Source organism: Pseudomonas sp. 20P_3.2_Bac5 (genome assembly GCF_025466035.1).
In the GTDB taxonomy this organism is placed as follows: domain Bacteria; phylum Pseudomonadota; class Gammaproteobacteria; order Pseudomonadales; family Pseudomonadaceae; genus Aquipseudomonas.
This window is the reverse complement of record NZ_JANLOA010000055.1, coordinates 1-10,671: the sequence shown is the minus strand read 5'-3', so window position 1 is coordinate 10,671 and position 10,671 is coordinate 1. Positions and strand designations below refer to the sequence as shown.

General features: G+C 61.6%; 9 protein-coding genes and 1 rRNA gene. 6 read left to right on the top strand and 4 right to left on the bottom strand.

Features of this window, described 5'->3' with window-relative positions:
• The first annotated feature begins 156 nt into the window (after positions 1–156).
• Positions 157–498, top strand: coding sequence for a tryptophan synthase subunit beta (locus NTD88_RS09170; protein ID WP_262153371.1), 342 nt, complete (start codon positions 157–159; stop codon positions 496–498).
• Between the two features lie 31 nt (positions 499–529).
• Here NTD88_RS09170 and lapD read toward each other — a convergent pair whose 3' ends face one another.
• Positions 530–2,461: a cyclic di-GMP receptor LapD gene (lapD, locus tag NTD88_RS09165; RefSeq protein WP_262153370.1), complete on the bottom strand. Its 1,932-nt coding sequence runs from the start codon at positions 2,459–2,461 to the stop codon at positions 530–532.
• 9 nt (positions 2,462–2,470) lie between these two features.
• A complete protein-coding gene (gene lapG, locus NTD88_RS09160; protein ID WP_262129052.1) occupies positions 2,471–3,226 on the bottom strand; it encodes a cysteine protease LapG in 756 nt (251 codons plus the stop codon).
• Positions 3,227–3,442: 216 nt separating this feature from the next.
• On the opposite strand from lapG, the gene NTD88_RS09155 reads away from it, so the two are divergent.
• Positions 3,443–4,135, top strand: coding sequence for a GntR family transcriptional regulator (locus tag NTD88_RS09155; protein WP_262153369.1), 693 nt, complete (start codon positions 3,443–3,445; stop codon positions 4,133–4,135).
• Positions 4,136–4,462: 327 nt separating this feature from the next.
• Here NTD88_RS09155 and NTD88_RS09150 read toward each other — a convergent pair whose 3' ends face one another.
• The gene (locus NTD88_RS09150) at positions 4,463–4,648 is read right to left on the bottom strand and encodes a hypothetical protein (protein ID WP_262153368.1); all 186 of its coding nucleotides are present in this window, start codon (positions 4,646–4,648) and stop codon (positions 4,463–4,465) included.
• A gap of 129 nt (positions 4,649–4,777) precedes the next feature.
• Between NTD88_RS09150 and NTD88_RS09145 the strand changes: the two genes are divergently transcribed.
• From NTD88_RS09145 to NTD88_RS09130, 4 genes are read left to right on the top strand one after another with little or no spacing between them, the layout of a single operon-like run.
• Positions 4,778–5,554, top strand: coding sequence for a DUF3050 domain-containing protein (locus tag NTD88_RS09145; protein ID WP_262153367.1), 777 nt, complete (start codon positions 4,778–4,780; stop codon positions 5,552–5,554).
• A complete protein-coding gene (locus tag NTD88_RS09140; protein WP_262153366.1) occupies positions 5,551–6,495 on the top strand; it encodes a diiron oxygenase in 945 nt (314 codons plus the stop codon). The genes NTD88_RS09145 and NTD88_RS09140 overlap by 4 nt, the downstream gene beginning before the upstream one ends.
• Complete coding sequence (locus tag NTD88_RS09135; protein WP_262153365.1) at positions 6,492–9,938, top strand: amino acid adenylation domain-containing protein; 3,447 nt, start codon at positions 6,492–6,494, stop codon at positions 9,936–9,938. Before NTD88_RS09140 ends, NTD88_RS09135 begins: the two co-directional genes overlap by 4 nt.
• Before the next feature lie 26 nt (positions 9,939–9,964).
• Positions 9,965–10,432 carry an SRPBCC family protein gene (locus NTD88_RS09130; RefSeq protein WP_262153364.1) on the top strand — a complete coding sequence of 156 codons (468 nt, stop codon included), beginning with the start codon at positions 9,965–9,967 and terminating at the stop codon, positions 10,430–10,432.
• A gap of 63 nt (positions 10,433–10,495) precedes the next feature.
• On the opposite strand, the gene rrf is transcribed toward NTD88_RS09130, so the two are convergent.
• Positions 10,496–10,611: ribosomal RNA gene (rrf, locus tag NTD88_RS09125) — 5S ribosomal RNA — on the bottom strand.
• Positions 10,612–10,671 lie beyond the last annotated feature (60 nt).

Below are 10,671 nucleotides of genomic sequence, written 5' to 3'. Positions count from 1 at the left end.
CCCCCCCCCCCCCCCCCCCCCCCCCCCCCCCCCCCCACGACACTGCGGTTTTTTGCCTGGCGGCCATAGGCGGCGCATACTCGTGCGCCGTTTATGGCCTAAGCTGCTGAGTGCTTTAAGAAGAAGATGATGGAACCACAATCACGAGGGATGACCATGTTCTACGTGCAACGCGACATGGCAGGCCAGTTGCTTCGGGTCGAAGCCGCCGCCTTTGCCGAAGCCACGGAAACACTGCCCGCCGATCACGCCGAAGTTCTGGAATGGTTTGCCGACGATGTGGTCGAGAACAGCCTCAAGCAGCTCAAGCAGAGCGACCTGGACATGATTCGGGTGCTGGAAGACCTGATCGACGTGCTGACCAGCAAAGGCGTGATCAGCATCACCGACCTGCCGCCCGGTGCTCAGGCCAAGCTGCTCAACCGCAACACCGCCCGTGCCGCCCTCGGCGGGCTGAATAACCTGATTGACGAAGACGATCACGGCGGCCTGATCTGAATCCCGTCGGCCCTGGCAACGGGGCCGGGTTTCACGCCCAGGGTGCCGGTTCTCCCACCAGCCGGCCCTGCACGCCCTGGATCTCCATCTCCCGCAACACCTTCAACTCCCCTTCTGTTTCCACGCGCTCGGCGATCAGTGGCAGGTCGATGCTGTGGGCTGCGCGCTGCACGGCCTCGATGAAGATGCGCTTGTGTTGCTCTTCGTCGATGGCGCGGATGTAGCTGCCGTCGATCTTCAAATAGGCGAGGCCCAAATGGGCCAGGTTGCCGATCATGCTGAAGCGTCCGCCGAAGTGCTGCAGGCTCAGGCTGAAGCCTTGGGTGCGCAGGCGACGGGTCAATTGCTCCAGCACGGACTGTTCCGGCAATTGCTCTTCGGCGATTTCCAGGGTCAGCCGCGGACCAAGGACGGCGTGTTGAGCCAACAGGTCCAGGACTTTTTGCTGGCTGGCCGGATTGACGACGGTCGTCGCCGAGAGGTTGAGCGCCAGCGACTGGTCGTGGCCATGCATCTGCTTGAGGACTTTCTCCAGCATCATCAGGTCGAGCCGGGTCGCCCAGCCGAAACGCTCCAGCGCCGGCAGGAAGCGGCCGGCGGCGATGGTCTCGCCCTGGTCATCGATCAGCCGCGAAAGCACCTTGTAGTGCAACACTCGGTCAAGCGCGTTGCTGTCCACCACGGGCTGGAAGAACAGCTCGAAGCGGCCCTGATTCAGTGCCTCGTCCAGCAACGAGTGCCACTGGCGATGGATATCACTGGCCTGCGTCGCCGAGCCTTGCTCCAGGCAAACCCACGACGGCTCCGGCTGGCTCTGCGCACGCGCAAGGGCCTCGTCCGCCAGCGCCAGCAGGGCCTTGGGCTCATCCCCGGGACTGAACGGTGCCAGACCGATGCACGCCGACGGGGTGACATCAGAAATGCCGCGCAAGCCGGACTCCAGCGCTTCGGCCAGCTTGATCGCGTCGTCATGACTCAAGCCCGGCGCCAGCACGGCGAACTCGCCGCCGCGGCTGCGGGTGATCAGGTTGTTGGTCTCCGGGAAGTTGGCGCACGCGCTCTTCAACTGCTGACCGACCGCTTGCAGCAACTGGTCGGTCCGATGACCGCCCAGGCGCTGGTTCAGCCCGGCGAGATCCTGAACCCGCAACAACAGCAGATAGCCGTCGCCCGTCTCATCAAGATTGCTGACCCGGGCGTTGAGCTGCATTTCGAAATAACGGCGGTTGGCCAGGCCGGTGAGGCTGTCCTGATAGGACTCGACCCGCAACTTCTCGCTGCGCTCGGCCTGCTCCTTGTAGAGGGCCTTGAGCTTCTCGACCATCTGGTTCATGGCCTGGACCACCCGGCGCAGCTCGGGCGTACGCGGCAGGTCCGGCAGGCTGAGAAATTCCCGGCGAGCGATGGCGTGGGACTGCTCGACCATATAGTCCAGCGGCTTGAGCTGACGACGCAGCAGCAGCGCGCCGGCCACCGCGCTCAAGGCGCCGCACAGCAGCAGCCAGCCGAGGCTGCCCAGAGCGCTCTGCCAGAGCTTGGCCAGGGCGAACATCGGGTGGCTGACCACCTCGACCCGCGCCGCCTGCTGCCAGCCGCGCATGACGATCGCATCGCCGCCGGCCGGCTCCAGACCGATCAGGTGGATGAACCAGCGCGGCACGCTGCCGGCGTCCGGCTCGGCATGACGTTCCACCAGGATGGCGTTGGAGCTCAGGTCCACCACGCGGATGCTGGCGTAATAACCGCTGTCGAAGATCGAACTGACCAGCAGCTCGACCATCGCCGGGTCATCCAGATTGGGCGTCAGCGACAGGGCGAGCGCGGTGGCAGCGTCCTGGGCGTGGGAGCGCAACTGATTGACGTACTGACTGCGCGAGCTTTCCAGACTCACCATGAAACTGCCGCTGAAGGCGACCACCATAAACAGGCAGATGGCGAGCAACAATTGTTTGAACAGTGACATCTGAGCTCCTCAGGGTTCGGCAGGGAATCCTTCCGCCTGCATCTTCTTTAACAGATCCTGCCAGCGCGACAGGCGCTTGGTATCGCCCACTTTCTTGTTACCCGCGGCGCCCGTCAGCCACAAGCCTTCGCCATTGAAGGCGTACACCGGCAACAGGTCGGTGCGCTGGCTGGCCGGCTTGATCGCGTCGATCAGGCTGTCGAGTACCAAGGGCATGGCTTCAGGACTTGAATAGTAGGTCAGGACCATATGCGCGCGGTTCTGGCGCAGGGCCTTTACGTAGGTGATGCGTAGTTTTTCCGCGGGGATGCCGAGACGGCGCAGGCTGAAATACTTGGCGATGGCGTAATCTTCGCAATCCCCCGCGCCCTTGATCAGCGACTGGATCGGGGTCGCCCAGTAATCGACTTCGTGCCACAGGTCGATGTCTTCCTCGTAGCGCAGTTGCCGATTGAAGAACTGGTTAACTACCTCCAGACGCTCGACATCGCCGAGCTGCTTTTGCGTCGCCAGCAATTGCTGCCAGGCGTCGATGCGCTGCTGACCGGCGCCCAGCGGGCCATACAGGGCCTGGGCCTTGCGACTGATCTGGGAAAAATCCCAGTCCGCACGCAATCCGCCCAGCAGCGCCAGGCCAAGCAACAGAGCCAGCCCCACCCGGCGCATGGTCAGATAAACAGCCCAACGTATCGCCAAGACGAACGGTCCGCGAAGTCCCTGGAAAGCGCCGATGGTGACGCCTGAGCGGGGAAAAGACAATGACACCGAGCAATCACCGTGATATCAGCCAAAACGCACCCGACGGAGGGTTCGAGGCCATGCCGGAGCGGTGCTTCCCTTAAACCGAGAGTTCATTCACGATAGCACCGCGGTTCCCCACCAAGACCTCTTATCCACAGGCCGGAATAGTTCAAACCGAAGGTTTGACAAGGATCGCCTCCATTACTAGCTTGATTGGATCCAATATTGGGCAGAAGTAGCGTGGCCGGAAAATCCAAACTCCTCAACACCATCCTGGGCGACGAACAGGTACCCCCGCACCTCGCGCGAAGCGTGATCGAGGAGCGCCTGCGCGGCGCCATTCTCGACGGACGCCTGGCACCCGGCATGGCATTGCGTCAGCAAGAGCTGGCGACCCTGTTTGGCGTCAGCCGCATGCCGGTGCGCGAGGCACTGCGCCAGCTCGAAGCGCAGGGGCTGCTCGAAGTCGTGGCGCACAAGGGTGCCGTGGTCGCTCCGCTGATCGGCGAAGACGCCGTCGAAACCTACGAACTGCGCGAGATGCTCGAAACCGAAGCGCTGCGCCAGTCCATTCCGCTGCTCGACGCCAACGACATCGCCCTGGCCCGCGATTACATCCGCCAGCTTGAGAACGAAACCCGCCACTCTGAAATCGGTCGCCTGAACCGGCTGTTCCACATGACCCTGTACAGCAAGGCGCGGAGCAAGAAGCTGCTGCGCCTGATCGACAACGAGCTATGCCAGGAAGAACGCTTCCTGCGTTTCCACCTGTCCTCGATGGGACTGGGCAAGCTGACCCAGGACGACCACAACGGCCTGGTCGACGCCGCCAACGACAAAGCCATCGAAGACGCCGTGGCGATTCTTCACCGCCACCTGAGCAATGCCCTGAAAACCATCCGCGGCTACCTCGACAAACAACCCAAGCCGTAACCCTCCCTGCCCGCCATGGGCCGCGCCAGCGGTCCTGATGCGCCTCCCGTCTCGGCGGCACCTTCCCCTGCACCACCCAATTCCATGACAGCCCGCGCGTTTGCTGCACACTCTAAGTCCAGCACGCAGCCCTGATCGGCCTTTGCATGGCCCGGTTGCGTGCTCCTCATTGACCTGCAGAAGGAGCCTCATCCCCGGGCAGGAGCCGATAACGATCAGCTGCCCCTCACATTCGAATCTGCAACATCCCACGTAAAAAAGTGCCCGGAGTGAGGCATTCACTCGCCGCATTAAAACTTTGGCCCTTTATAGCCGAGGCGGACACTTTCACCCCAATAAAACAAATAGACGTTGTTTTAAAGAGCAACTATCAACTTTGAAAAACACGCTTTGAAATATATCCAACACCTCCTCTTGCAGAACATTGAAAAGTTGCCTTAGCTTTCGATCACCGGAGAACGCCCGGCTTACCTGGCCAACGCCACGGCCCGCGCTGCACTCGGCAACTTGCATGTCATCAACTCGTTTTCACTGGCGATTCAGTCCAGGGGATTTCTGTCACCTGAAATAACCTGCCTGGCAACTATCAAAACTATCCCGGACACCAACTTCCACGTCGCGAAGTTTAAAAAGGAACTTGCAATGAACAGGCTCGAACACCTTCTGCATGAAAAGAAAAACGAATTGGCGCGTCATCCTGTCTTCGCTGAAATCGACTCGCTGCCGGTCCTGCGCCGGTTCATGGAAACCCATGTGTTCGCCGTCTGGGATTTCATGTCCCTGACCAAGCGCCTGCAGCAGGAACTGACCTGCACCCGGCTGCCCTGGTTACCGCCCCAAGACCCCAAAGCCGCGCGCTTGATCAATGAGATCGTGCTGGGTGAAGAGTCGGATGACCGCCTGGAGCAGGGTCATTACAGCCACTTCGAGTTGTATCTGGATGCGATGCGCGAGGTCGGCGCGCGCACGCAGAGCATCGAGCGCTTTGTCCTGCTACAGCGCGACGGCCTGCACCACCGGTCCGCCCTGCATGAAGCGGGTGCCAGCGAGGCCGCCCGGCATTTTGTCGAGCAGACGCTGGATACCGCGCTCAATGCGCCCGCCCATGTCGTTGCCGCAGCGTTCCTGCATGGCCGCGAAAGCGTCATCCCGACCATGTTCCAGCGCATCCTTGACGACTGGGGCATCACCGGCAGCCACGCCCCGACGTTCCGCTATTACTTGCAACGGCACATCGAGGTCGACTCCGACGACCACGGCCCCGCCGCCGAGCAACTGCTGGCACGCCTGGTCAATGGCGACCCTCAGCGCGAACGCGAGGTCTACACCGCCGCCATCGCTGCCGTGGAGAGCCGCCTGGCATTCTGGGATCGCTTGCGGCTGTCGATGCACGCGGACATCACCGAGGCCAGCCTATGAACAGCCTCGACTACCAATCCTTCGCCGAGAGCTGGGAGAGCCGCGCCACCATCCGCACCCGCCCGCGGCGCCAGGTTGAGGACGACGAGCGGCTGATCTATCCGCTCAGCCGCCAGCCGCTGGTGCTCAGCGACACCTTTCTTCGCGAATGCCCGCACCTGCGCGATTTCGCCCTGGTCCAGAGCCTCTACAAGTTGATCAACGATGTGGTGATCTTCGAGACCGAAATCGTCGATCGCACCGCCCGGGCCATCGCCAAGGACCGCTTCGCCGTGCGCTTCCCCTTCGCCTGCCGCTACGACGCCATGACCGTGGTGGTGGATGAGGACTACCACGCTCTGGTGGCCATGGACTTCATGCAGCAGACCGTCGAGCTGACCGGCATCAAGCCCATCGCCCTGCCCGCGGAAATCGAACTGAGCCGGGCCATTCCCGCCGCCCTCGCACTGGCCCCGGAGCACCTGCGCGACGCGGTGGAACTGATTTGCGTGGGCATCGCGGAAAACACCCTGACCAACGATGTTGCCGCGTTCGCCCGCGATGACAGCGTCAAACCCTCGATCAAGGGGCTGATGGCCGATCACCTGCTCGATGAAGGTCGCCATTCGACCTTCTGGGCTCGCCTGACACGCATCTACTGGAGCCAGGCACCCGAACAGGACCGAGAACACATCGCCCAGCTTCTGCCGGTGTTCATCGGCCATTACCTGACCAACGACATCCAGAAAGCGTTCGACCATCAGTTGATCGCCGCGCTCGAGGTGCCGGATCACGTGGCCTGCGCGCTGCGCGCCGAGGTGACGGCTATGGCCTGGCCGATCAATCACCAGCACCCGCTGTTGGGCAACATCCTGCGTTTTTTCAGAAGCAGCTCACTGCTCGACGCGACTTGCGTGCAACAGGCCCTGGCCGAATACCTGCCGTCAGGGAGCACGTCATGAGGCGCCTGGATATCCTGCTGGCCGGCAGGAGCCCGGCCCTTGCCCGGCTGCGCGACGAACTGGAACAGCACGGCCATACGCTGCATCACGCCATCGACACAGCGCTGCTGGAGGCATGCCCTTTTGTCACCCCGCACCTGTTGATCGAGGACGGTAGCCTGGACGTACCGGCGCTCGGGGGCTGCCCGCACCTCAGCATGCGGGTGGCCAGCAGCAGCCTGGATGTCGACGAGCTGCCTGAGCTGGAATTGCTCTACTGGTCCGGCACCGCCAAGGCTCAACGCTTGATCGACCGGCAACCTGTGGCGAAGGAATGCTCAGGCAACGGCCAACAACTGCGTTTGACGGTTCTCGATAGCCTGCAAGAACGTGTGGCGCTGCATGTCAGCCGTTTCTCGCGTAACCCGGAGTACTTTCGCGAAGCCGCCGTTGTTCCCCCTACGCAACAACCCCATGAGCAGACGCTTTGCTGGCTGGAGCGACTGGCCTACTTCCATGTGTTCAATCGTCGCGAACATGCCTCGCTGCTGCGGGAAAGCCACACGCCGCTCATCGAGCGCCTCGAACACAGCCTGCTGGTTCACGCCAGGCACCCGGCCTTGAACGTCGATGGTCAGCGCATCAGTTACGCGGCGTTGCATGCTCAAGCGCTGGCGATTCAGCAGCAATTGCTGCCACTGCTGCCACTGCTGCCGACCGCTGACCGGTCCGACACCGCGCTGATCGCGATCTGCCTGCCGAAGTCGCTGGCGTTGTATGCGAGCCTTCTGGCGGTCCTCGGCTGTGCCGCCATCTACCTGCCAATGGATCCAGATACCCCGGCCGAGCGGCTGCGCTTCATTCTGAAAAACGCCAACGCAACGGTGCTGATTCATGACGGAAGTTTCCCAGCGTGTGATGAGTCAATTCCCAGACTGGACCTGAGTCACCTTCCCCCGCCGGCACCGCAACCCCTGTCCGGGCTTATGCAGCGCCGACCCAACACAGATGAACCCTGTGTCGCCATCTACACCTCCGGCACCACCGGCCAACCGAAAGGCGTGCTGCTGAGCCAAGGCAACCTCAGCCATTTCCAGGCCTGGTACGGCGACCATGTGCAACTGAGCCCACAGAGCCGGGTGCTACAGTTCTCCACGATCAACTTCGATGCCTCGTTGCTCGACATCCTCCCCACCTGGGTCTGCGGTGCCGAACTGGTGGTGCCGGATGAAAACCAGCGGCGGGATCCCGCGCGGCTGGAAGATCTGATCCACCGACAGGAAGTCAGCCACGCCTTTTTACCCCCCGCCCTACTCAGCCTGCTGAAACTGGAGGACACCAGCCTGCAGCACCTGATCACCGGCGGCGATGTCTGCGAGCCCGAAGTAATCGAGCGCCTGGCCGGGCAATGCCGCGTCCACAACATCTACGGCCCGACCGAAACCACGGTGCTGGCCACCACCCGGGTGTTCAGTGTCGGCGACAACAACCGCGATATCGGGCTGCCGATCGCCAACACTCGCGTGTTGCTGCTCGATGAGGCGCTCCAGCCCGTCCCGCAGGGTGTCGTCGGCGAGCTGTACATCAGCGGCGCCGGCGTTGGCCTGGGCTATCTGAACAATCCGCTATTGTCCGCGGAACGCTTCATCAGCCTTGAACTGCCGGAAGGCGAGCACCTGCGTCTGTACCGCACGGGCGACCTCGCTCGGTGGACCGCCAACAGCATCGAAATCTGCGGGCGCCGCGACAATCAGGTGAAGATTCGTGGGTTTCGAGTTGAACCGGAAGAGATCGAACATTGCCTGCGCGCCAGTCGGCTGTTCGCTCAGGTTGCCGTGGTGATCGATGAGCAACGCCGGGTGCTGGCGTTTCTCGCGCAGCCCCGTCATCCCGATGCTGTCGAAGCGCTTCGCGCCCATGCCCGGCAGCACCTGCCCGACTATATGCGCCCCCTGCTCTATCAGGAACTTGTGCGAATGCCCTACACGAGCAACGGCAAGGTTGATCGCCGTGCGCTCTTGGCAACGCGGGTCGAGTTTTCCGGACAGCGGCCGCACGTACCCGCCGCCGACCCTCTGGAAAAACAACTGCTGGAACTATGGAGCGAGCTGCTGGAACTGCCGCCGGAGGACATCTCGACCGACGACAGCTTCTTCAACCTGGGCGGACATTCGATCCTGCTATCGCGGCTGTTGCTGGCACTGCGTGACCGCTTCGGTCGAGGCATCTCCATCAATCGCTTCATCGAGTCACCCACGTTGCAACGGCTGGCCAGCCTGGTCAGCGGTGAGGCGATCAACGCAAGCGCGCTCAACCCACAGGCCGTGGCCGATGCCGAACGCGAGCTGGGTCTGCAGGTGCTGCCAATCGATCGATTGGGTGACCCGCACAAGGTGATCGTCACCGGGGCCAACAGCTTTCTCGGCGTGCATATCGTCGAGGCGCTGCTCTCCTGGGGCGCGACGGAGGTGGCTTGCCTGGTCCGCCGCGGCAACGGTCGTTCAGCCGAAGAGCGCTTCGCCCAGGCAGTGCTCGACAACCGCATCGACGGCCTGGACTGGCGCCGGATTCGCGTTCTGGAAGCGGATCTTCGGAAACCCCGACTCGGATTGAGCGAAACGGACTACGAAGACCTGGATCTTCGCTATGGCGCGCTTGTTCACAACGCGGCGCAGGTAAACCACGTGCTCGACTACCCCGCGCTGGCGGCAGACAACGTAGAGCCGCTATTCGAATGCCTGCGCCTGTGTGAGGGGCGTAGCAAGAAGATCTTCAACTTCATCTCTACCCTTTCAGCCTGCAGCGCCCGGGATGAGCACGGGCGGGTACTGGAGCAGCCACCGGCCACGACACCTCCGCTGTACATCCGCAACGGCTACAACCTGAGCAAATGGGTGGGTGAGCGCCTTGTGGAACGGGCTCGTCAGGATGGGGTGTGGGTCAATCTCTTCCGCCCAGGGAATATCAGCTTCAACAGCCACAGCGGCGTCTGTCAGCCACTGAAGAACCGTCTGATGCTGATGCTCAAGGGCTCGCTGCAATTGGGCCAGGTGCCGGCGCTGGACCTCGAGTTCGACCTGATGCCCGTGGATTTCCTTGCCCGCTTTATCGGCTTTCACGCCAGTCGTTATCGCGCGGCCCAAGCGGTGTTCAACCTGCATAACCCCGAGCCATTGCGCTGGGAACGCTATGTCGCGGCGTTTCGTCAGTGTGGTCAGGCATTCGAACTCGTCAGCGTCGAACAGTGGCAGCGGCAGTTGCAACGGATCGACCGCAACAACGCTTTGTATGACGTGCTCGGCTTTTACCTGGACGGTTTCGAGGAAGACATCGGCGACGTCTCGCACATAGCCCATGACAACGCCCGTGAAGGCGTGCAGCGCATGGGCGAACGCTATCCAGAGAAAAGCCCTGCACTGCTGGCACGCGGCTGCCGGTATCTCCAGGACATCCAGTTCATCTGATCCATCCCACCCAGAGGAGCAACACCATGCAAACACTGAAACCCGACACGCTGATTCGCAATCCACAAGGCTGCCAGGTCGTTTCGCAGGTCGATATTGCCGCGGATGCCGCAAGTGTCTGGAACATCGTCGGCAATTTCGCCGGCTTCGCGGTATTCATCCCGGCGTTGAGTCATATCGAGATGACGGGCAGTGGCGTGCGCTCGATCCGCAAGAAGTTCTTCAAGAACAACAACTTCGTCATCGAACAACTCAACTCCCACGACGATCAGGCAATGACCATGACCTGGAGTTTGATCCATACCAGCCTCAACATCGGCAATCTCTGGGCAGCCATGGAAGTGAGGGATTTGGGCAACGGTCAAAGCCGCGCGATCTGGACAATTCAAGGAGAACCCAGCGAGGGAGGGTCTGATGCGCTTCCCGCATTTCAGACGTTTCTGCAGGGGTTTGCGGACGGCGCCATGAATAACGTCCGCAATCTGTTCAACTGAAAGTTGACCCGCTAGAAAGACAAAACCCCTGTCTGCAATGCAGACAGGGGTTTTGGAATTGAATCTTGACGATGACCTACTCTCACATGGAGAAACTCCACACTACCATCGGCGATGCATCGTTTCACTGCTGAGTTCGGGATGGGATCAGGTGGTTCCAATGCTCTATGGTCGTCAAGAAATTCTGTGTGCCGATCTGTTGTAGAGAACAGTTCAGCGAAATTCTTGATGCTTCTACT